Source organism: Dactylosporangium sp. NPDC049742, from assembly GCF_040674675.1.
Lineage (GTDB): Bacteria > Actinomycetota > Actinomycetes > Mycobacteriales > Micromonosporaceae > Dactylosporangium > Dactylosporangium maewongense.
Genome location: NZ_JBFANF010000092.1, coordinates 1 through 21,317 on the forward strand (window position 1 = coordinate 1; position 21,317 = coordinate 21,317).

Annotated in this window: 17 protein-coding genes and 2 pseudogenes; 13 read left to right on the plus strand and 6 right to left on the minus strand. The window is 74.1% G+C overall.

The features are described 5' to 3' along the window. From AB0J72_RS53835 to AB0J72_RS53845, 3 genes are all read left to right on the plus strand, one after another. Window positions 1–2,396 (plus strand): acyltransferase domain-containing protein (locus tag AB0J72_RS53835; RefSeq protein ID WP_363415382.1); only part of this gene is annotated, 2,396 nt, incomplete at its 5' end. Then, the gene (locus AB0J72_RS53840; RefSeq protein ID WP_363415385.1) at window positions 2,393–3,463 is read left to right on the plus strand and encodes a methyltransferase; all 1,071 of its coding nucleotides are present in this window, start codon (window positions 2,393–2,395) and stop codon (window positions 3,461–3,463) included. The genes AB0J72_RS53835 and AB0J72_RS53840, both read left to right, overlap by 4 nt. Then, window positions 3,460–4,464, plus strand: coding sequence for an amidohydrolase family protein (locus AB0J72_RS53845; RefSeq protein ID WP_363415388.1), 1,005 nt, complete (start codon window positions 3,460–3,462; stop codon window positions 4,462–4,464). Before AB0J72_RS53840 ends, AB0J72_RS53845 begins: the two co-directional genes overlap by 4 nt. A gap of 84 nt (window positions 4,465–4,548) precedes the next feature. Here AB0J72_RS53845 and AB0J72_RS53850 read toward each other — a convergent pair whose 3' ends face one another. Beyond that, window positions 4,549–5,880, minus strand: a complete 1,332-nt coding sequence (locus tag AB0J72_RS53850) for a ricin-type beta-trefoil lectin domain protein (RefSeq protein ID WP_363415391.1) — start codon at window positions 5,878–5,880, stop codon at window positions 4,549–4,551. Between the two features lie 224 nt (window positions 5,881–6,104). Here AB0J72_RS53850 and AB0J72_RS53855 point away from each other — a divergent pair, with 224 nt between their 5' ends. Then, window positions 6,105–7,199: a hypothetical protein gene (locus tag AB0J72_RS53855; protein WP_363415394.1), complete on the plus strand. Its 1,095-nt coding sequence runs from the start codon at window positions 6,105–6,107 to the stop codon at window positions 7,197–7,199. A 14-nt stretch (window positions 7,200–7,213) separates the two neighbouring features. Here the strand turns inward: AB0J72_RS53855 and AB0J72_RS53860 are convergent, their stop codons facing one another. Together AB0J72_RS53860 and AB0J72_RS53865 are read right to left on the minus strand one after the other, a co-directional pair. Continuing rightward, complete coding sequence (locus AB0J72_RS53860; protein ID WP_363415397.1) at window positions 7,214–7,717, minus strand: PASTA domain-containing protein; 504 nt, start codon at window positions 7,715–7,717, stop codon at window positions 7,214–7,216. A gap of 26 nt (window positions 7,718–7,743) precedes the next feature. Then, on the minus strand, window positions 7,744–9,936 hold the full coding sequence (locus AB0J72_RS53865) for an Hsp70 family protein (RefSeq protein ID WP_363415400.1): 2,193 nt from the start codon (window positions 9,934–9,936) through the stop codon (window positions 7,744–7,746). 81 nt (window positions 9,937–10,017) lie between these two features. Between AB0J72_RS53865 and AB0J72_RS53870 the strand changes: the two genes are divergently transcribed. The 5 genes and pseudogenes from AB0J72_RS53870 (at window position 10,018) to AB0J72_RS53890 (ending at window position 12,571) form a co-directional block, all read left to right on the plus strand. Further along, window positions 10,018–10,704, plus strand: coding sequence for a histidine phosphatase family protein (locus AB0J72_RS53870; RefSeq protein WP_363415403.1), 687 nt, complete (start codon window positions 10,018–10,020; stop codon window positions 10,702–10,704). 34 nt (window positions 10,705–10,738) lie between these two features. After that, window positions 10,739–10,948: pseudogene (locus AB0J72_RS53875) on the plus strand (hypothetical protein); the annotation flags it as partial. Window positions 10,949–11,090: 142 nt separating this feature from the next. Next, window positions 11,091–11,543 carry an EndoU domain-containing protein gene (locus AB0J72_RS53880; protein ID WP_363415475.1) on the plus strand — a complete coding sequence of 151 codons (453 nt, stop codon included), beginning with the start codon at window positions 11,091–11,093 and terminating at the stop codon, window positions 11,541–11,543. A gap of 97 nt (window positions 11,544–11,640) precedes the next feature. Beyond that, on the plus strand, window positions 11,641–12,054 hold the full coding sequence (locus tag AB0J72_RS53885) for a hypothetical protein (protein WP_363415405.1): 414 nt from the start codon (window positions 11,641–11,643) through the stop codon (window positions 12,052–12,054). Between the two features lie 268 nt (window positions 12,055–12,322). Continuing rightward, window positions 12,323–12,571: a hypothetical protein gene (locus tag AB0J72_RS53890; RefSeq protein WP_363415408.1), complete on the plus strand. Its 249-nt coding sequence runs from the start codon at window positions 12,323–12,325 to the stop codon at window positions 12,569–12,571. On the opposite strand, the gene AB0J72_RS53895 is transcribed toward AB0J72_RS53890, so the two are convergent. Next, window positions 12,560–14,506, minus strand: a complete 1,947-nt coding sequence (locus AB0J72_RS53895; protein ID WP_363415411.1) for an ABC transporter ATP-binding protein — start codon at window positions 14,504–14,506, stop codon at window positions 12,560–12,562. The two genes, AB0J72_RS53890 and AB0J72_RS53895, sit on opposite strands and share 12 nt — an antisense overlap. A 503-nt stretch (window positions 14,507–15,009) precedes the next feature. Continuing rightward, entirely contained in the window at window positions 15,010–15,510 is a 501-nt protein-coding gene (locus AB0J72_RS53900) for a YcxB family protein (RefSeq protein ID WP_363415414.1), read from the minus strand. Between the two features lie 202 nt (window positions 15,511–15,712). Between AB0J72_RS53900 and AB0J72_RS53905 the strand changes: the two genes are divergently transcribed. The 4 genes and pseudogenes from AB0J72_RS53905 to AB0J72_RS53920 form a co-directional block, all read left to right on the plus strand. Next, on the plus strand, window positions 15,713–16,804 hold the full coding sequence (locus AB0J72_RS53905; protein WP_363415417.1) for an endoglucanase: 1,092 nt from the start codon (window positions 15,713–15,715) through the stop codon (window positions 16,802–16,804). A gap of 80 nt (window positions 16,805–16,884) precedes the next feature. Continuing rightward, complete coding sequence (locus AB0J72_RS53910; protein WP_363415421.1) at window positions 16,885–18,342, plus strand: hypothetical protein; 1,458 nt, start codon at window positions 16,885–16,887, stop codon at window positions 18,340–18,342. Between the two features lie 87 nt (window positions 18,343–18,429). Continuing rightward, window positions 18,430–19,590 (plus strand): helix-turn-helix domain-containing protein, encoded by a 1,161-nt coding sequence (locus AB0J72_RS53915; RefSeq protein ID WP_344504482.1) that lies wholly within the window; start codon window positions 18,430–18,432, stop codon window positions 19,588–19,590. Window positions 19,591–19,780: 190 nt separating this feature from the next. Beyond that, a pseudogene (locus tag AB0J72_RS53920) lies at window positions 19,781–20,590 on the plus strand (TerC family protein); the annotation flags it as partial. Between the two features lie 56 nt (window positions 20,591–20,646). Here AB0J72_RS53920 and AB0J72_RS53925 read toward each other — a convergent pair. Continuing rightward, window positions 20,647–21,270: a GNAT family protein gene (locus tag AB0J72_RS53925; protein ID WP_363415424.1), complete on the minus strand. Its 624-nt coding sequence runs from the start codon at window positions 21,268–21,270 to the stop codon at window positions 20,647–20,649. Window positions 21,271–21,317: the final 47 nt, after the last annotated feature.

A 21,317-nucleotide genomic window follows, 5' to 3' on the forward strand; every position in this document is an offset into this window, starting at 1 on the left:
CGCTCGACGCCGTCGGCGCGAGCCTCGGCCGGGTCCGCGCCGGGCTGCCGGTCCGCGCGGCCGTCGTCGCCGCCGACCGCGACGAGCTCATCGAGCGCCTGGCCGCCGTGGCCGCCGATCGCCCCGCGGACGGTGTCGTCCAGGGCCGCGCGCCGCGCGGCGGTGACACCCCGGTCGTCTGGGTGTTCTCCGGCCACGGCGCGCAGTGGATCGGCATGGGCCGCGAGCTGCTGGCGACCGAGCCGGAGCTGGCGCGCACGTTCGCCGAGGTCGACGCCGTCTACCGCGAGGAGCTCGGGGTGTCGCCCCGCCAGGTGATCGCCGACGGCGACCTGGAGGAGGTGGGCCGGGTGCAGGCGCTGACGTTCCTGATGCAGGTCGGCCTCGCGCGCGTCTGGATGTCGTACGGGCTGCGACCGGCCGCCGTCATCGGCCACTCCGTGGGCGAGATCGCCGCCGCGGTCGTCTCCGGCCGGCTCGACCTGACCGACGCCGCCCGGCTCATCTGCCGCCGCTCCCGGCTGCTGCGCGACGCCGCCGGCAAGGGCGCGATGGCGCTGGTCGGGCTGCCGTTCGCCGAGGCGTCGGCGCGCCTGGCCGGCGCACCGGACGTCGTGGCCGCGATCTCCGCCTCGCCCTCCTCGACGGTACTGAGCGGCGACGCGGCAGCCCTCGACCGTTTCCTCGCCGCTTCGGGGCTCACCGCGCGGCGGGTCAACACCGACGTCGCGTTCCACAGCCCGCACATGGACCCGCTCGTGCCGGGCCTGCTCGCGGTCGAGGTCGCCCCGCGGGCCGGCACGGTCCCCGCCTACGGCACGACGCTGGCCGACCCGCGGGCCGACCCGCCGCGCGACGCCGCCTACTGGGCCGCGAACCTGCGCAACCCGGTGCGCTTCGCCGAGGCCGTGCGGGCCGCGACCGACGACGGGCACCGGGTGTTCCTGGAGGTGTCGACGCACCCGGTCGTCGCGCACTCGATCCTGCAGACCGCCGACGGCGCGACCGTCCTGCCGACCCTGCGCCGCGACCAGCCGGAGCGGCCCACGATGCTGGGGACCCTGGGCGCGCTGTACTGCGCCGGCGTGCCGGTCGACTGGTCGCTCGTCTTCCCCGGCGGCGGCCGCGCGGAGCTGCCGCCGATGGCGTGGCAGCACCGCCGCTTCTGGGCCGAGCCGGAGCCCGCCGCCGAGCCCGTGCAGCAGCACGACGTCACCGCCCACACCGTGCTCGGCCGGCGGACCGTCGTGCAGGGCACCGAGCCCGTGTGGCTGTGGCAGACGCGGCTGGATGAGGGGAGCCGGCCGTACCCGGGCGGCCACCGGGTCCTCGGCACCGAGGTCCTGCCCGCCGCCGTGGTCCTCACGACCCTGCTCGCGGCCGCCGAGACGCCGGACCTGACCGACGTCACGCTGCGCGTGCCGCTCACTCTGGGCGCCCCGCGCGACGTGCAGGTCGTCCGCCAGGACGGCGCGGTCCGCCTCAGCTCCCGGCTGGCCGGCGGCTCCGACTCCGCCTGGGCCACCCACGCCACCGCCACCGCCGGCGGTGGGGTGGTGGGGACCGGGCGGTTGGAGCTGCCGCCGGCCGGGGCGGTGGTGGTGCCGGCCGAGCGGGTGATGGACCTGCTGCGCGAGATCGGCGTGGTCGGGATCGGGTTCCCGTGGGTGGTCCGCGAGGTCCGGCGGACCGGCGGGCGGGTGGTGGCCCGCATCGCCGCCGACCCCGACGGGCTCATGCCGGTGCGCACGTGGGCGTCGCTGTTCGACGCGGGGCTGTCGGCGGCGCCGGTCACCTTCCCGGCGCCGGCCCGGCTGCGGATGCCGGGGCGGCTGCGGCACGTCGCGGTCGCCGGGCCGCCACCGGACGATGCGCTCGTCGGGGTCGACCTCGTCGCCGTCGAGCCGTCCGGCGACACCGTGGTCGACGTCCGCGTCGCGGGGCTCGACGGGGTGGTCCTCGCCGAGCTGCTCGGGGTCCGGTTCGGCGTGGTGTCGCACGCCGAGGTGCCGGCGGGGGACGCCGGCGCGCCGGAGGTGGCCGGCTGGCCCGAGCTGACCGGCGACGACCTCGCCGAGCAGGTGGAGGCCGCGGTACGCGAGGTCGTCGCCCACGAGCTGCGCCTCGACCCCGCCGCGATCGACGCCCACCGCCCGCTGTCGGAGCTCGGCGTCGACTCGCTGCTGTCCGAGTCGATCCGGCAGCGGCTGCACCGGCGGGCGCGGTTCGCGCTGCCCAGCTCGCTGCTGTGGGACCGCCCGAGCGTCGCGGCGATCACCGCCTACCTCGCCGAGCGGGTCACCGCCGACCGGGCCGCCACCGACGTCATCACCGACGTCACCGATGTCATCACGGATGACGTCGCCGATCACCGAGTCGCCGGGGGTGTGCGATGACCGTTCTCTCCACGACCGCGCCACCGGCCGCCGCACCCGAGGCGGAAGTCGCGCCCGAGGCGGCGGTGCGGGCGCGGATGATGCGGATGCTGCACGCGTCCCTGGTCACGCAGGCGGTGGCGGTCGCCGCGGAGCTCGGGCTCGCGGACTTGACCGCCGACGGGCCGCGCCGGGTCGAGGAGCTCGCCGGGCACACCGGCACCGACCCGGACGCTCTGCACAGGCTGCTGCGGGCCCTCGCGTCGCAGGGGGTGTTCACCGAGGTGGCGCCCCGCACGTACGCGGGCACGGCGCTCTCCGACGCGCTCCGCGACGGCGTGGAGGGGTCGCTGCGCAACTGGGCCCGGCTGTGGGGCGACACCCAGCGGCACGCCGCGCTCGGCGGGCTCCTGTACAGCGTCCAGACCGGCGCGCCCGCGTTCCCGCACCTGCACGGCGGCGCGGACTGGTGGAGCCGGCTGGCCGACGACCCGGGCCGCGCCGCGGTGTTCGCCGGCGCGATGGGCGACCTGTCGCGGGAGCTGCACGCGGCGACCGTCGAGGCGCACGACCTCAGCGGCGTCCGCTCGCTCGTCGACGTCGGCGGCGGCCGCGGGCACCTGGCCGCCGCGCTGCTGCGCCGCTACCCGGACCTCGAGGTGACCGTCTTCGACCGGCCGGACGTCGTCGTGCACGCCGCCGAGGTGCTCAGCGCCGCCGGGGTCGCGGACCGGGCCAGGCTCGCCGCCGGGGACTTCTTCGCCGAGGTCCCCGCGCGCGGCCAGGTGTACCTGATGTCGATGATCCTGCACGACTGGGACGACGCCCAGTCCGCGACGATCCTGCGCAACGTCCGGCGCGCCATGGGCCCGGGCGACGTCCTGCTCGTCGTCGACGCGATCCTGCCGGCCGGCGACACCCCGCACGACGGCAAGCTCCGCGACCTCATCATGCTGACCCTGCACCCGGGGCGGGAGCGCACCGAGGCCGAGTTCGCCGCGCTGTTCGCCGACGCCGGCCTGCGGCTGCGGGAGAGCAGGGCGGTCGCCGCCTCCACCGGCCTGCTCGTGGCGGAGGTGGCGGCATGAGCGGTCCGGAGCGCCAGCTCGTCGACGTGCACTCGCACTTCGTCACGCCCGAGTACGTTGAAGCGGCCACCCGCGCGGGCCACGTCCACCCCGAAGGCATGCCCCGCTGGGCCACCTGGAGCGTGCCGGAGCACCTCGCGATGATGGACGAGGCCGGCATCGCCCGCGCGGTGCTGTCGGTCTCCTCGCCCGGCACCCACTTCGGCAACGACGCGGCCGCCCGCGCCCTTGCCCGGTCCCTGAACCGGTTCTCCGCCGGGGTCGTGGAGCGGTTCCCGGACCGCTTCGGCCACTTCGCCGCGCTGCCGATGCCCGACGTGGCGGGTGCGCTCGCCGAGGCGACGTACGCGCTCGACGAGCTCGGCGCCGCCGGCGTGGCCGTGCTGAGCAACGCGCACGGCGTGTACCCCGGCGACCCGCGCTACGCCGAGCTGTACGCGGAGCTCGACCGCCGCGGCGCGATCGTGTTCGTGCACCCGGTGTCGCCGCCGAACTGGGAGCGGGTCTCGGGCGGCCGCCCCCGGCCGATGCTGGAGTTCATCTTCGACTCGGCCCGGGCGGCCGCCGACCTCGTCCTGAGCGGGACCGTGCACCGGCACCGCAACATCCGCTGGGTCTTCTCGCACAGCGGCGGCGCGCTGCCGGTGCTCGCCGAGCGTCTCGAGCTGTTCCGTGGCCTGCTGCCGGAGCAGGTGCCGGGCCCGGCCGTCGACGAGCAGCTCGCCGGCTTCTGGTACGACATCGCCGGCACCCCGTTCCCGCACGCCGCGCCGGCGCTGGCCCGCGCGTTCGGCGACGACCGGGTCCTGTACGGCAGCGACTACTGCTGGACCCCGGCCGCCGGCGCCCTCGCCCAGGCCCGCACCGTCGACCCCGCCTGGCGCGCCCTCACCACCCGCAACGCCAACCGCCTGCTCGACGAGCGGCACCGCCCGCGCGGCGAGCGCGCCGGCGGCGCGAGGCCACGCACGCCGGCGATCGCCGTGCTGCCCGGCCTGTGACGCCGGGCCGAGAGGAAGGCTGAGAGACGCCGGGGCGGCCGCTACCCGTACAGCGGCCGCCCCGGCGAAGGCGAGCAGCCGGTGCTACCGGTGCCACTTCTGGTTGCTGGCGCCGTTGCAGGTCCAGATGTGCAGTTTGGAGCCGTTGGCGGTGGCCACGTTCTGCACGTCGACGCACTTGTTGGACTGCGGGTTCACGAGGTCGCCGGCGGCGGTCAGCGTGAACTTCTGCGCGCCGGTGCCGTTGCAGGTCCACAGCTGCACGACCGTGCCGTCGGCGGTGCCGCCGCCGGAGACGTCCATGCACTTGCCGAGCGCGCGCAGCGAGCCGTCGGCGGCGAAGGTCCACTGCTGGGCGCCGGTGCCGTTGCAGTCCCAGATCTGCAGGCGGTTGCCGTCGGTGGCGTTGGAGCTCGGCACGTCGATGCAGCGGTTGCTGCCGTTGCCGATGATCGCCGAGGTACCGGACTGGCCGCCGCACGCCGGGGCGGTGTCGAACGTGTCGGTGAAGGTGCTGCCGGCCGCCCGGTAGGTGTTGACCTGGGCCGTCGCCGCGGCGGGCGACAGCACCTGGTTGCGGGCGAAGAGGAACCAGTCGACCTGTTGCACGTACGTCGAGGTGCCGCCGGTGTGGGTGGCGAGGTCGATGAACCACAGGTTCCAGTTCACCGTCATCGTCTGCCGCGGGTAGAACTTGCCGGAGTGGTCGCCGACGAGGACGCCGTCGATGTGGTACTTGACGTGCCCGCCGGACACCTGGACCACCAGGTCGTGCCAGCCGTCGATGCTGCGCCGCTGCTCGGAGTGGGTGTTGTCGGCCAGCCACGGCTCGTTGCGGTACGTGTACCAGCTCGTCTGGTAGTTGATCGGCCCGGCCTCGCCCCAGCCGCCGTTCGGCAGGTACTCGGAGAAGTCGAGCTCGCTGTAGGTCGGGTCGAGGTCGCCGTTGAGCGGGCTGATCGCGAAGAACGTCTCGTTGATGTGGTCGCCGTCGTTGCCGCTCGCCGGCGCGTCGGCGAAGCGGATCCGGCTGGCGTAGGTGCCCTCGAAGTACCGCTTCTGGTTCGAGTACACCTCGGCGTGCCGCGTCCCGGCGCCGGTGCCGTTCGTCGACGCGGTCAGCTGCATGACCTTCTGGCCGCCGGACGTCGGGAACGTGACGTTGCCGGGCGCCCACGTGGCGCCCGGGACGCCGGGACCGCCGGCGTTGCCCCGCGGGGTCCACCCGTGGCCGGTGAAGTTCCCGTCGGCGGACGAGCTGTAGTTGAAGTCGTCGAACACGAAGCCGCAGCTGTTCGGGGCCGCGGCGGCCGGGCCGGCGGTGGCCGCGGTGACCGCGACGGCGCCGAGCGCGCTCGCGAGGGCCAGCGCGGCGCCCGCGAGCAGCGGGCGGCGCAGGGCACGTTTCGATGGCATGGCGGTGCCTCCTGAACGTCCGGCCGACGGAAATTCTTCTCATCGACCATTGATGTCGATGAAAACTACGACCGTCCATGCGGTCGGGTCAACATCGGCAATCATCATTGGCTCAGGGTGATCGCCCCGGCACGCAGCGATGTCAGGATGGCGACACTCCGTATCGGAACCGCTACCCGGCGCGTCTCCATCGCCGCGAACCCACCGAGCGCGAAGGAGCAGCGATGCAACCCGAACACCGGCTGGCCCCGGGCAACCTCGTCGACCTGTACGCCGACGCCACCCACACGGGCCTGGACGACAAGCGGATCGGCACCGGCGAGGTGCACGTGGTCCTCGACGGCGGCGCGAGGTACAAGGTCCGCGTGCTGACCAGCGCCGCCGTCGGGCTCACGCCCGGCCAGTTCACCGAGATCGACGCCGCCCTCGTCCACCAGCGGGGGCTGCGGGGCGAGTCCGGCGACGGCCTGTCCGGCAAGGATCCCCGCGCGCTGCTCGGCGACCCGCGGGTCACCCAGTACCTGAGGGGGCGCGACCGCGCCGCGCTCGCCCAGACGGACAAGGACGGGGCCGACCGGCACGCGTCGGTCACGGGGAAGATGGCGGTCACCGGCGACGTGCTGGGCGAGATCCTGGGCAACCTCAAGCGCGCCGAGCCGGCGCTGCGCCCGGACCTGGGCGAGGTCGGCGCCGTCAGCTGGATGATCATCGACGGCGACCCGTACACGGGCGTCGGCGGGGGCGGCGGCGCGGCCAAGGACCAGGCGCTGACCGTGCGGGTGTTCCCCGACGGGCCGCTGTCGTCGCTGCCCGTCATCAGCACGGCCGACCTGGACCTCGAGTTCGAGCGGACCATGCGGGCCCGGCTGGGCCACATCGGCGAGATCGCCGACCAGCTCCTGGCCGACGAGAAGAGCGTCGCGAAGGGCGAGGACTACGCGGCCGCCCTCCGCGGCTCACTGGCGGCCTACGCCACCACGCTCCAGTCGCTGCTCGGCGCCCGGCCGTCGCCCGGCACGGCCACGCGGGCCGAGCTCGCGGCCGACAACACCGCGATCCGCCGGTCGCTGCGCCAGCACCTCAAGACCACGAAGACGCAGGACATCACGTACTTCGAGACCTACCTGTTCCACAAGGGGGCGACCGAGAAGCAGATGTGGGCCACGGTCGGCCGGCTCGTCGAGTCGCTGCCGCAGCAGGCCGCGGTGGTCGACCTGGTCGGCAGCCAGTTCTCGCGGCAGGGCGACGGCAGGTTCCTGCTCGTGGCCACCCGCCGCTACGCGCACCTGGTCACGCCGAAGGTCGACCAGACCACGTGAAGGCCCGGGCCTGGTCAGACCCGGCGGGTGCAGGTCAGCACGATCGCGGTCGTCGTCGGCACGCGCGCGCCGGCGGCGGCCGACTGCCGGGTCACCGTCCAGTTCTGCGGCAGCACGACGCTCGTCTCGGCGGCGTCCTGCGAGCCGAACCGCACGTCGCCGAAGCCGAGCCGCTCCAGCTCGATCCGGGCGGCCGCCGCGTTCTTGCCGATCAGGTTCGGCATCGCGACCGTCGCCGCCGCCGTCGTGGCCGGTGTGCCCGGTGCGCCGGGGCTGCTCGGTGCGGGGGCGGTGGTGGCGCCGCTCGTGCCCGCCGTGGGGGAGCCCTGGTTCGCGTTCGCCGCCGGTGTACTGGCGGTCGTCGCCGGACCTGACGTCGCGGGGCCCGCTGCCGGACCGCTGCCGCCGTCGCGCCCGGCGATCACCAGCCCGGCGACGACGGCCGCCGCGACGGTGACGGCGGCGGCGCCGACGATGATCCCGCGCTTGCCCCGCGGCGGCCGTGCTGGAGAGTTCACGGCCGGATTCTGCCTGCGCGCCCGCGTCACGGCAATGTGAGCGGGAGGTCCTTGCGGTCGGGGTTGCGCAGGTCGGTGTCGAACCCGCGCAGCGCGAACCCGCCCGATCCGGTCACCGGCCAGCCGAACACGAACTCGACCAGCTCGTCGCGCCGCTCTTCGCCGTTGTTCAGGTGGAACGCCGGGTACCGCTGCGGCGCGCGGACCGAGCCGTCCGGCATGACCAGCCGCAGCCCGTCCGGGCCGACGCCGGCGTACCGGCTGCCGCTGAACGACACGTCGAACGCGCAGCCGATCGCCCGGTCCTTCGCGCTGACCTGCTGGTGCGCGTCGAGGAAGTCGGTGCGCAGCTCGCAGGTGACGTTCTTGAACGTCAACCCGTCGGTGGCGGCCGTCGCCGGCGCCAGGATCTGCACGGGGCCGACCACCGGCGGCGCCGAGGCGCCCGCCCGGAACGGGATCTGGGCGGTGAGGCGGTCGTCGCCGCCGACGGTCAGCACCCCGTCGGCGAGGTTCACCGGCCCCTTGACCGGGAACGCGACGCCCACCTCGACGTCGGAGCGGGCGCCGACCCGGCGCGACCCCGTGTAGCTGCCCTGCGTCGTCCTGTCGCCGAACCGGATCGACATCGGGACGGTGACGCCGAGCAGGTCGGCGTCCTGCCGGCCGCGGTTGCCGACCTTCAGCTCGACGCGCACCGGCTGCTCGGCGCCGGGGTCGTAGGTGGCCGTGCCGAAGTCGATGCGGAAGCCTGCGTACCAGGCGGTCCTGCCCACCTTGACGGTCTGCTTCCCGCCGGCGGCACCCGCGGCGGCGGTGCCGGCGCCGGTGGTGCCGGTCGTGTCGCCGGGGCTACGGTTTCCCTGGCCGCCGCCCCAGTTGTACTGCAGCGCCAGGAACACCGCGAGGACGACCACGACGAGCGCCGCCACGCCACCGGCACGCATCCGCCCACTCCCCGATGCCGGCCCGGGCATCGCGTGCGCCGGCGACACCGGCGGCCCGCCGGGCGTCGCGCTCGGGGGCTGCGGGGACGACCAACCGGCGGTCCGCTGCGACGGATCGCCGGTGGGCTGGGACGGGTCGGTGGCGGGCGGCTGGGACGGGTCGGTGGGCTGGTGCGGCGGGTCGCTCGGGTGGACCGCCCCGGCCGGGACCGGCTCCTGCCCGTCCGGCACGCGCACGCTGCCCAGCGCCACCACCAGCTCCGGCTGCTCGACCAGCGTCGGCGCCACCTCGAACCGCCGGTGCAGCAGCGTCGCCACGAGCGGGATCCGGCTCGACCCGCCGACCAGGTACAGGCCGTCGAGCCGGCGCACCCCCGCCCGGTCCGCGAGCGCGGCGAGCACGTCGACCGTCCGCACCAGCCACGGCCTGGCGACGGCCTCGAACTCCTCCCGCGACAGGTACGCGTCGATCTCGAACCCGGGCACCCGCACCACCGCCGACGCGGCCCGCGACAGCTGCTCCTTCGCGCCCCGGACGTCGTCGCGGAACGCCTGCAGCACCCGCCGCCCCGCCGGGTCCGCCGGCTCGACCAGCCGCCGCCAGCGGCGCGGCTCGCGGGCGCCGACGGTCCTGCCGAGGTGGTCGACGAGCGCCGCGTCCAGGTCGATGCCGCCGACGTCCTCGAGCCCGGTGGTCGCCACGACCCGCCAGCCGTCCGCGCCGGCCCGCAGGAGGGTGACGTCGAAGGTGCCGCCGCCCAGGTCGTACACCGCGACGACCCCACCGGGAGGGACGGGATGGTCGCGCCCGAGGGTGTGGTGCACGGCCGCCGCGACCGGCTCCGGCACGAGTGTCACGCCGGTGAGCCCGGCCCGCCCCGCCGCCTGTAGCAGCACCTCGCGCCGCCGCGCCGCCCACGACGCCGGGCACGTCAGCACCGTGCGCTCCGCGGGGCCGCCGAGCACCCGCGCGGCCTCCAGCGCGACCCGGCGCAGCGGCGCGGCCACGATGTCCTCGACGTCGTACTCGGCGCCGCCGAGCAGCACCCGCCCGTCGTCGACCCGCAGCTTCGGGTTGGGCTCGAACCGGCTCGGGTCCTGCAGCGCGGCGCGCAGCGCGTCCCGCCCGGTCAGCAGCGTGCCGTCCGCGCCGGCCGCCACCGCCGACACCAGCAGCGGCGACGCGTCGAACAGCAGCGGTGCCCCGGCCGCCACCGCCACCGTGTGCGTGGTGCCGAAGTCGATCCCGAGCGCTGCTCCACCAGGGGGCACGGCCCGCGATGCTAATCGATGCCCGCAAACCCCCGGTATCGACGGGTGACGCTGCGCGGGCGCGGGTGCGACCATCGGGCGATGGGGACCACGCTCGGCGAACTGGCGGTCGTGCGGCACGGGCAGAGCGCGGCGAACGCGGCGTTCGCGGTGGCGGAGGCCGAGGGGCGCCTGGACAGCGGCGTCGCCGGGCCGGACGCCGCCGTCGCGCTGACGGAACTCGGGCGGGCGCAGGCGGCGGCGCTCGGGCGGTGGCTTGCCGCGCAGCCGCCCGACCGGCGGCCGGAGGCGGTCGTGTGCTCGCCGTTCCTGCGCGCCGTACAGACGTGGCGGCTGGCGCGGACCGAGGCCGCCGCGCACGGCGTGCCGCTGCCGGACGCCACCCTCGACGACCGGCTCGTCGACCGGCGGATGGGCGAGCTCGAGCTGCTCACCACCGCCGCGGTCCGGGCCCGGTTCCCGGCGGAGGCGGCCCGCCGCGCCGCGGCCGGCGAGTTCGGCTACCGGCCGCCCGGCGGGGAGTCGTTCCACGACATCGCGGCCCGCGTGCGGGCGGCCGTCGACGACCTGGAGCGCGACCACCCCGGCCGGCGGGTCTGGATCGTCGCGCACGACGCGGTCGTCCTCACCCTGCGCCATCTGCTGGAGCCGCTCACCGTCGCGGAGGTCACCGCCGTCATGGCCGCGGGTCCGGTCCTCAACGCCGCCGTCACCCGGTTCGACAGTGACGGATTGCTCACGTACAACGCCGTCGACCACCTCGGGTAGCTGTCAGCGGGTCCGGCGGGGGTACGACGGGGAGGTGGACCTGACGGACGACTATGCGCGGCGCATCGACGAGGCGCAGCGGCAGCTCGCCGAGCTGCGGGCCACCGCCGGCAAGGGCCCCGGTCTCCGGCCCGAGGCGGCGGAAGGCACCGGGCGCGCCGGTGACGGGGCCGTCGAGGCGGTCGCCGACCGCGGCCGGCTGCGGTCGGTCACCCTCGCCCCGCAGGTCATGCGGCTCACCGGCGAGGAGCTCGGCGAGCTGCTCACCGACGCGGTCAACCAGGCGCTGCGCCGGTCGAGGGCGCGGCTGCTCGGGGCCGCCGGTGACGCCGCCCCGCCGCCCCTGGCCACCCTGGAGACGAGCGTCGAGCAGGTGCGCGACCAGGGTGAGCGCGCGATGTACGAGATCCAGGCCGCGCTCAACCGGGCGATCGGCAGGGTCGGCGACCGGACGGGACTCGGCGGCGACACCGGCGGGCAGGGGCTGGAGCAGCTGCTCGCCTCGCTCACCGGTACATTGCGCGCCGCACAGCACAAGACTGCGCGGCTCCGGCTACCACCACAGGCACAACGGCTGGAACCCGCCCGGCGCCCGGGTCCGCCGGGACGCCGAGGGCAGGGAGATCGTCCTGGAGCGCAACCCGTCCGGCACCTACCGCGCCCGTGTCGACGTCCAGGCGGCCGACGGGACCTGGCACCCGAAGGACGGCTCCAGCACGTTCTTCCCCGACAACTGGCACCCCCAAGCGCGTCGAGGACGCGATCAAGGACGCCTTCGCCAACCGCACGCCGCACCCCACCAAACCCGCGCCGGTGGCGGGGGCAGTCCGACGGCCTGACGATCGAGGGCAGCTACGATAACTTCCCGACGACCAGCTCATGGAACTCGGCCTGGCCGCTCAATCAGGTCGATCGACGAAGACTGGTGTTTGTGCGATGCGCGACCGGGTCACCTTCAGCACCGGCGAGTACGGGGTCCCGTCGGCGAAGACCGAGACCGGCCACTTCAACCTCCTCGCCGGCCAGCTGATCAGCGACATCATCCGGTACGCGCCCGACCTGCTGATGCTCCTGGACAAGATCGACCGGGTCCGCGCCGGCGAGTCGCCCGCCGAGGAGTACGAGGGCAACTCCTCGATCTTCCTCGCCACCCCCGACGGCGTGCGGGTCTCCGACCTCGAGGAAGACGGCGACTCGGCCCTCTACACGTTCGCCGAGACGCGCGCCGTGATCCTGCAGTACCTGGACTTCCTCGCCCCCTCGGCCGCGCAGAAGCAGGACGCCGTGTCCCGCTGGGAGGCGGAGGCGGGCCGCGCGTTCCCGGCCCGCGGCGAGCTCGGCCTGTCCTGACCCCACCGCGCCCCGGGCGGTGACCGTGCCGTCGCGGGGAGTCGGTGTGTAACGCGGCGGGAGCCTCATCCGCATCTTCCGGAGCATTGATCGTTCGCTCCGGAAGGATCTCCCGTGCTCGATTCCACGCCCTTCCGGTGCGCCGTCGCTCCCGCCGACGGCGCCTGACGTTGCTCACCCCCCGGAAACGCCGGGCCGGCAGAGGTGCCACTGCCGGCCCGGCGCCGGAGCACGGCGACCCCGTCCAGGACCGGCGAGGAGAGGTGCGTTGACCGACCCCGACATCCGATGGGTGCTGCTGTACCGGACGGCGGCGGAGTGGCGGTTCTCGGTGGGCGAGTTCCCTGAGAACGTGGCCAGCGGCGTCCTGCCGGACACCCCGCCGGACGCTCCGGCCGAGGCCGCCCAGCGCGACGTGCGGGCCCAGCTCGCGCGCGGCTGGCCGTGCCCGGACACCCTGACCTGGCGGCAGACCAGCGCCGACTCCTGGGCGGCGGTGCCCTTGTCAGGCCCGTGACGGCGATCCGGCGCCGCTGTTGAGTGCGCCGTCGTCGGGTGCGGTGCCGTCGGGTGCGGTGCCGTCGGGTGCGCTTCTGTCGGGTGCGCTTCTGTCGGGTGTGGTGGTGTCGGGGGTGGTCGCGAGGAAGCCGCCGGACTGGCGGGTCCACAGGTCGGCGTAGAGGCCGCCGTGGGTCAGGAGGTCCGCGTGGGTGCCCTGCTCGGCGATGCGGCCCTCGTCGAGGACCACGATCCGGTCCAGGTGGGCGATCGTCGACAGCCGGTGGGCGATCGCGATCACGGTGCGGCCGGCCATGACGGCGGCGAGGGTGTCGTGGATCGCGGCCTCGGCCTCGGAGTCCAGGGCGGACGTCGCCTCGTCCAGGACCAGGACCGGGGCGTCCCGGTAGAACGCGCGGGCCAGCGCGATCCGCTGCCGCTGGCCGCCGGACAGCCGCACGCCCCGCTCGCCGACGTGCGCGTCCAGGCCGGTCCGGCCGTCCGCGTCGCGGAGCGCGGCGACGAACGCGGTGGCGGCCGCGCGCCGTACCGCCGCCGCGATCCGCTCCTCGTCGCACGGGCCTGGTCCGGCGATGTTCTCCCGGACCGAGCGGTGCAGCAGCGTCGCCTCCTGGGCCACCATCGCGATCTGGTCCCGCAGGCTCTCCTGGGTGACGGCGGTGATGTCGGTGCCGTCGATCGTGATCGTGCCGGCCTCCGCGTCGTGGAAGCGCAGCAGCAGCCCGACGAGCGTGGACTTGCCGGCGCCGGACCGGCCGACGACGCCGACCCGCTCGCCGGCCGCGATGTCGAGGCTGATCCGGTCGAGCCCGCCCGCTCCCCGGCCGTAGTGGTGGCTGACGCCGGTGAAGGCGATCGCGCCGCCGCGCACCTCGAGCCGGGTCGCGCCGGGCCGGTCGGCGACGGCCAGGGGCTGCGCCACCGTCCGCAGCGCCCGCCGCAGCACGCCGACCGCGCTGAAGAGCGCCGACACGGCGTCCAGCAGCCACTCGCCCATCGCGGTGATCCGGAAGCTCAGCGCCAGCGCCGCCGCGACCAGGCCGATGGGCGCGGCGTCGGTCCGCCACAGCGCGATGCCGTAGCCGGTGAGGCCGACCAGCAGCGCGCCGCCGAGCGCCAGCATGGTGCAGTTCATGGTGACCTCGACCCGCTGCAGGTCCAGGTGCGCCCGGCGGGCCCGCGCGAACACCAGGCGGTCGTGCTCGGTGCGGGCGCCCCGGCCGCCGAGCAGCGCGAGCGTGTCGACGTTGGCGTAGGAGTCGACGAGCAGCCCGGTCAGCTCCGACTCGGCGTCCTGGAGCCGCTCCGACGCGCGCCGGAACCGCGGCACCGCCCAGCGCATGAGCAGCGCGTACGCGACGATCCAGCCGGCCAGCGGCAGCAGCAGCCGGGCGTCGGTGCCGGCCATCAGCCACACCGAGCCCACGACGTACGCGACGACGTGCAGGAGGGTGTGGATCACCGAGTACGCGGCGGTGCTCGCCGCGTCGCCGCCGTCGCGGACCCAGGTGGCGATCCGGCCGGCGAGGTCGTCGCGGAACCAGCCGACCGACTGCCGCGACACGTGCCGGTGTGCCCGCCAGCGGGCGAGCGGCCGCGCGTTGGCCCGGAACGCGATGTCGTCCAGGGCCTCGCTGGCGACGGTGAGCAGCGGCCAGACGACCAGCACGAACGCGGCGACGGCGAGCAGCTCCCGGCCGTGCGCGGCCCAGAACGTGTCCGGGCTGCTGGTGGCGAGCAGGTCGACCAGGCGTCCGGCGTAGCCGATGAGCCACACCTCGATCGCCGCGGACAGCAGCGTGGTGGCGGCGGCCGCGGCCACCACCGGCCGCAGCGGCCGGAACTCCTCGAGGAGGAACCGCCGCACCCCGGCGGCGGGGGCGCGGTCGTCAAGCGGGAACGGGTCCGCGGGGTTCTCGAACAGACGGAACACGAAGCGCCTTTCGGGCGGGGGAGACGGACGGGAGGCCGGGGTGAGCGCCGGATGCCTGCATGACCGTTCTCCTCTTCGTGTGTCTGTGCCTGTGGCCGAACCTATCGGTGCCCGTGCGGCACCGCACCTGATTATTCGTTCTGAAGGCACGCCGGAATGGCCCGCCGCGATGCACGGCGGACCATTCCTTGCATTTCACGGAATTGCTACGTCATTCCAATGTTCAGATGGAGATGGAATAGACGTACACGCCGAGCGCGCTGATGCCGCCGTGGGCGACCGCGAAGTAGGTGCCGTTGGCGGTGTACAGCATCATGGTGCAGTTCGAGTCGTTCTTCACCGACCCGGTGTAGCGGTTGACGCTGCTGTTCGTCGGCGCGCTGCCGACCTGGAACCAGCCCCCGCTGTAGTTGAACGCGCTGTTCAGGGCGAGGGAGCGCTCTCTCGATGTCCGGAGACCGGTCCGTACCGGGAATGACTGTTCGGTCAGCGGACGCTGAATATCAGGGTCCGGCCGGCGGCAGGCTGCCGCGCGTCACCAGGAATTCGCGCAGCGACTGCTGCTGCTCGGCGGTCATGAACTGCTGGGGGATCACCGTGTAGGGGAGCCGTCCGGTGAACAGCACCCAGAAGCCACGGTCCTCGGTGACCTTGGTGACGTCGTCCCAGTCGAGGCTGCCGCGCTCGGTGCCGCTGCGCATCGTCACGGTGTCGTCGTTGATGTCGTAGCCGCCGTCGACCGCGAGCCCGTCGAGGCGCCGGCGGGCGGAGCGGCGCGCCCAGAACGGGAACAGCATCGACAGCACGCCGACGACCAGGATGACGGTGAAGAACGGGCTCGCGTCGAAGTTCCGGCCGCCGATCGGCACCCACAGGCCGACCAGCCCGAAGGCGATCAGCCCGAGGCCGATGTAGCGGTACTTGCGCAGGTAGACGTCGCTGAGCACGGTGGCGACCCGGGCCGCGTACGCGGGGTCTGCCGGGACGTCGAATCGGATGTGCACCCGCGGAACGATACCGCGCTGCAACGTGCGTGCCGGCTTCGGTGTTCACGGGTGTCCACCGGTGTCCACCGGTGGCGCGGACATCGAGCGTGGGGCGGACACCTCAACGGCAACCGGTGGCGAACCGGGGGCGCTCCGCCCGCCCCGGAATCTTGTTCTGGTCAGGCCGCAGGGGCCCGGCGCAAGTACCTGGGGAGATCTTTTGACGTTCGCCACGCTGAACTCCGACCGTGTCCGTCGCGTCGTGCGCCGCCTGCTGCCGATCGGAGTGCTCGCCGCGGGTGTCCTCGCGGGCGCCGGCACCGGCACCGCCGCGTTCGCCGCCGACGCCACGGCCGCGGGCCCGGGGTGCACGGTGGACGCCAAGCTGGTCCCGACCTGCGGCGTGCTGTGGGGCGCGGCCGCCGGCGGCTTCTCCGACGTGCCCCGCGACCAGGCGCTGAAGACCTTCGAGCAGAAGACCGGCCGGACCGCCGCGATCTACCACACCTACCACAAGGGCAACGAGCTCTTCCCGACCAAGGACGAGGTCGCGATGACCGCCGACCCGGCGCGGCCGCGCACCCTCATGCTCAACTGGAAGGTCGCGTACGGCTCGACGTGGGCGAAGGTCGCCGCCGGCGCGCAGGACGCCCGGATCGACCGCGAGGCCGCCTACCTGAAGGCCAACTTCACCAAGCCGTTCTTCCTGGTGCTGCACCACGAGCCGGAGAACGACGTCAACCCGAAGGCCGGCTCGGGCATGACCGCGAAGGACTTCGCCGCCATGTACCGGCACACGATCCTGCGGCTGCGCGCCGCCGGCGTCACCAACGCCGTCTCGACGATCGCCTACATGAACTACGAGAAGTGGAACAACTCCCCGTGGTGGGGTGACCTGTACCCGGGCGACGACGTGATCGACTGGATCGGCGTCGACTCGTACCTCAACGCGCAGCCCAACGGCTTCCACAGCGGCGACTTCACCTCGCTGATGAACCGCACCACCGGCAACCAGAAGTCGAAGTACCCCGGCTTCTACACCTGGGCCACCACGAAGCACCCCGGCAAGCCCGTCATGGTCGCCGAGTGGGGCGTGTACGACTCGTCCGCGAAGGTCAACGGCGCCAACAAGGCCAAGACGTTCGACACCGTGCTGAAGAACCTCGCGGCCATGCCGGCGATCAAGGGTCTCGTGTACTTCGAGACCGCCCGCGACCAGTCCGGCCACGACATCCGCGTCGACGACACCCCGCAGGCGCTGACCGCGTTCAAGCGCGTCGCCGCCGACCCGCGCTTCGACGTCAAGCTCTAGGTTGTCCACAACCGCCACGTTTTCCACAGCCGCCCCGGGCCTTCGGTCCGGGGCGGCCGTCGTTTTGGCAGACTGCCCCCATGAGCGACATGCCCAGCGGGATCGTCATCCCCACCGTCGACGGTGCGCCGAGCACGTCCGCACTCGGGCGGGGCGTCGTCGCCGACGCGCTGCGGTCCGTTTCGCCCGAATGGGCCCGCGAGGCGGAGACGACGAAGAACTGGCGCGGTGAATACCTGCGCCACTTCCACCGGCTCGTCGAGGCCGGGCTGCCGTCCCGCGAGGCCGCGCTGGCCATCGCCGGCGACGGGCTCTCGTCGTTGCGGTCGCGGATGCGGTACCGGCCTGCCCCGGACGCCGACGAGCAGCCCCTGGACAGCGCGTTCGACACGCCGGCCGGCGAGCCCCTGCGGACCGCCACCGTCGCCGGGACGGGCGAGGCGCGGCGTTCGCTCGTCGTGCCGTATCGCGGCGAACGGCTCGAGGGCGACCGCCTGCTCCGGCAGCTCGACGCATGGGTGGCCGGCGGCGTCATCGAGCCGTCGTGCGCGGAGGCGGTGCGGACCGTCGCCGCCAACCCGGCCTGGCTCACCCTCGAAGGGCGACCCGTCGTGGTGCTGGGCGCCGGGGCGGAGATGGGTCCGCTGACGGCGCTGCTGCGCTGGGGCGCCGACGTCGTCGCCGTCGACCTGCCCCGCCCCGCGATCTGGCAGCGGCTCCTGGAGACCGCGCACCGCTCCGGCGGGCGCCTGCACGTGCCCGTCGCCCGGGAGGGCGCCGACCTCGCCCAGCACGCGGGCGCGGACCTGCTGCACGACCTGCGCCGGGTCGCGGACTGGCTCGGCGAGGTGGACGGCGCGCCGGTGCTCGGCAACTACGTCTACGCCGACGGCCCGCTGAATGTCCGGGTCGCGGTCGCCGTGGACGCGCTGACCGTCCGCCTGCGGCAGGCGCGGCCCGACCTCGCGCTCGCGTTCCTCGCCACGCCGACGGACGTGTTCGCCGTGCCGGACGACGCGGTCGACGAGTCCGGCCGGCGGTATGCGACCGCCAAGGGCATCGGGCGGCTGCGCGGGCCGCTGCGGGTCCTCAGCGGCGGGCGGCTGCTCGCGCCCAACTACCCGGGCACCCTCCCGGGCATCAACGACAGCCTGGTGCCGCAGCAGGGCCCCAACTACGCCCTGGCGAAGCGGCTCCAGCGGTGGCGGGCCGCGCACGCCCGGGCGGACGGCGCCACGGTGTCGCTGACCGTCGCGCCGGCGACCCGGACCCGCAGCGTCCTGAAGAACCGCCTGCTCGCCGCCGCCTACGCGGGCGCGCACCGCTTCGGCATCGAGATCTTCGAACCGGCGACGAGCAACACCCTCATGGCCGCGCTGCTCGTCCACGACCTGCACGTCTCGCCGCCGCCGGGGACGCACCCGTGGCAGGACGAGGCGTTCGCGGCGGCGCACGGCGGGCTGTGGCGGCAGCCGTATGCGCCGCGCAGCGCCCTCGGCATCGCCGTCCTCTTCGGCTTCGGCACCGCCCGCGGCTGAGACCCGGCGCGGCGACCTGCCCGGTATGACGCCGCGGCGGTTGTAGCCTGGTTGTCCGGGCTTTCGTACGTTTGGGGTGGTGGCAGGGTGTCCGACCTCGAGCGGATCGCCGCCGCCGCGGCGGGCGACGCGGGCGGGCTGGACCCGTCGCTGCTCGGCGGGTTCCTGACCGCGGTCGTCGCCGCGACCGCCGACGGCCGGCGGCTGCGCCGCCGCGAGCTGGAGGCGTGCGCGGCGTCCGGGCGCCGCGCGGCCGTGCAGGGCGTGGCGCTGCGCGCGCTGGTGGACCTGTACCTGTCGGCGGCGTGGCGGCTGTGGCGCGACGCGCCCGACGTGGCCGGCGGGGACGCCGCCCGGGTCCGGGGCTCCGCCCTCGCCGTGCTGCGGGCCGCCGACGACGGCGTGGCCGCGCTGGTCGAGGGGTTCCAGCTCGCCCGGGCCGACGTCATCCGGCTCCAGGAGGCCGTCAAGCACGACGTCATGGAGGCGCTCCTCGCCGGCGGCCAGCAGGCGATCGAGGCGACCGGCCCCGCCGCCGACATCGGGCTCACGCTGTCCGGGCCGGTCGCGGTGCTGGTGGTCCGCCGGCCCTCGGGCTTCGGCGGGCCGGACACGGCCGCCATCCCCGGCCGCCTCGAGCGGGCGCTGCAGGGCCGCCACGGCGACGCGCAGCCCCTCGTGCTGATCCGCTCCGGCGAGGTGGTGTGCGTGTTCGCCGCGCCCGACGCCGCGGCGGTCGCCACGGTCCGTGACGTCGTCACCCGCGAGCTGGACCGGGCCGTCCGGGGGCCGGGGCGCGCCTGGCGGGGCGCGGTCAGCAGCCCCCGGATCGGGGCCTCGGCGGTGCGGACCAGCCACGACGAGGCGCGGTACGCCCTGGACCTCGCCGACCGGCTCCGCCTGGAGCAGCCCCTCGTCGACGCGCGGGACCTCACCATCTACCGGGTGCTGCTGCAGGACCTGCCGGCCGTCCACGACCTGGTCCGCAGCACCCTCACCCCGCTCACCCGGGCCCGCGGCGGCGCCGGCCACCTGGTCGAGACCCTCGACGCCTACTACTCGACCGGCTGCGTCGCGACCGAGACGGCGGCCCGGCTGAACCTGTCGGTGCGGGCCGTCACGTACCGGCTGGCGCGGGTGGCAGAGTTGATCGGGAGGGACCCGGCCGATCCTGCCGAGCGGCTGACCCTCCACGCGGCGGTCACGGCCGCGAGACTGCTCGACTGGCCGTCGACACCCCTCGACTAGCGTTTCTCAAACCACACTTTCTTGCCGGTCGTCGGCAACGTACACCCGGCCGAATGTCCTGCGGCCGACGCAGCGGGAGGCCCGGGTCGCGGGCGACGCTTGAACCCAGACAGCTTGCTATCTGGAGGGATGGTTCATGCTCGACGTACCGATCTGGCTGTGGGCGACGTTCGGCATCGGTGTCGTCGTCATGCTCGCGGTCGACCTGCTCGCCCACCGCAAGGAACACGTGATCGGCTTCCGCGAGGCCGCCAAGTGGAGCGCGGTGTGGGTGACGCTGTCGCTCGCGTTCGCCGGTCTCGTCTGGGCCACCCTCGGCGCCGAGGCGGGCGTGGAGTTCACGACCGCGTGGCTGCTGGAGAAGAGCCTGTCGGTCGACAACCTCTTCGTGTTCGCGCTGATCTTCGGCTACTTCGCGGTGCCCAAGCAGTACCAGCACCGCGTCCTCTTCTACGGTGTCATCGGCGCCCTCATCTTCCGGGCGATCTTCATCGCGGCCGGTGTCGCGATCATCAGCAAGTTCACGGTCGTGCTGTTCGTCTTCGCGGCGATCCTGCTGTGGAGCGCGTACAAGCTGATGAAGGACGACGAGGACGACTACGACCCGAGCACCAACATCGCCGTGCGCCTGGTGCGCAAGGTGCTGCCGGTCCAGGACGAGTACTCCGGCGCGAAGTTCTTCGTCAAGCAGGGCGTGAAGTGGGTCGCCACCCCGATGCTCGTCGTCGTGGTCGCGATCGAGGCCGCCGACCTGGTCTTCGCCGTCGACAGCGTGCCGGCGGTGCTCGCGGTCAGCGACGACACGTTCATCGTCTACTCGTCCAACGCCTTCGCGATTCTCGGCCTGCGGGCGCTGTACTTCCTGCTCGCCGGGATGCTGGACCGCTTCCGGTACCTGTCGAAGGGGCTGGCGATCATCCTCGCCTTCATCGGCGTGAAGCTGGTCCTGCAGGCCGCGCACAAGACGATCAGCACCTCGGTGCCGGAGATCCCGTCACTGGTGAGCCTGGCGGTCGTCGTGACCGTGCTGGCGGGGTCGGTGCTGCTGAGCCTGCGTCACGCGCCGGAGCCGTCTGCGGAGCCGTCTGTGGAGCCGTCGTCGGAGCCTTCTTTGGAGGGCGGTCCGGACAGGCCGTCGCTGGAGAAGCCGTCGGACGCGAGGAGCGACCAGATCTCGAGGTCGTGACGGATCCCCTTGTACGGGTGAACCTCCCGCAGCACGCCGTCCCGGCGCATACCGAGGCGGCGTGCTACGGCGCTGCTGGCCGTGTTGTCCGTCCGGCAGCGCCACTCGACGCGGTGGATGCCGCGGGTGTGCACCGCCCAGTCGATGAGCACCCGCACCGCCATCGTGATGAGCCCCCGCTTCTGCCCGGCCGGCTCCAGCCAGCAGCCGATCTCGCAGGTGCCGGCCTGCGCGTCGAACGCGACGAACATCGTCCCGCCGACGAGCGTCCCGTCGAGCCAGATCCCGAACAGCCGCCCGGCGTCACGGGCGGCGAGGTCCGCGTACCGCTGCAATGTCGCCCGCGCCGTCTCCAGGTCCGTGCTGACCCCGGCCCACGGGATCCACGGGTCGACGGTCGGCCTGGCGCGGTCCATATGGGCGAGGAACTCCCCGGCCTGCCACGGCTCCAGCGGCCGTAGCTGCGCTGCTTCGGTGAGGGCGACGCTGAACATGATCCCTACGCTATCGTCCCCGGATTTCATGTCGGGGGGTGGCGTTA

Excerpts from the sequence above, each read along its gene's own strand:
- AB0J72_RS53840 (WP_363415385.1), top strand. The coding sequence starts at position 2,393 with ATGACCGTTCTCTCCACGACCGCGCCACCGGCCGCCGCACCCGAGGCG.
- AB0J72_RS53845 (WP_363415388.1), top strand. The coding sequence starts at position 3,460 with ATGAGCGGTCCGGAGCGCCAGCTCGTCGACGTGCACTCGCACTTCGTC.
- AB0J72_RS53850 (WP_363415391.1), bottom strand. The coding sequence starts at position 5,880 with ATGCCATCGAAACGTGCCCTGCGCCGCCCGCTGCTCGCGGGCGCCGCG.
- AB0J72_RS53855 (WP_363415394.1), top strand. The coding sequence starts at position 6,105 with ATGCAACCCGAACACCGGCTGGCCCCGGGCAACCTCGTCGACCTGTAC.
- AB0J72_RS53870 (WP_363415403.1), top strand. The coding sequence starts at position 10,018 with ATGGGGACCACGCTCGGCGAACTGGCGGTCGTGCGGCACGGGCAGAGC.
- AB0J72_RS53885 (WP_363415405.1), top strand. The coding sequence starts at position 11,641 with ATGCGCGACCGGGTCACCTTCAGCACCGGCGAGTACGGGGTCCCGTCG.
- AB0J72_RS53910 (WP_363415421.1), top strand. The coding sequence starts at position 16,885 with ATGAGCGACATGCCCAGCGGGATCGTCATCCCCACCGTCGACGGTGCG.
- AB0J72_RS53925 (WP_363415424.1), bottom strand. The coding sequence starts at position 21,270 with ATGTTCAGCGTCGCCCTCACCGAAGCAGCGCAGCTACGGCCGCTGGAG.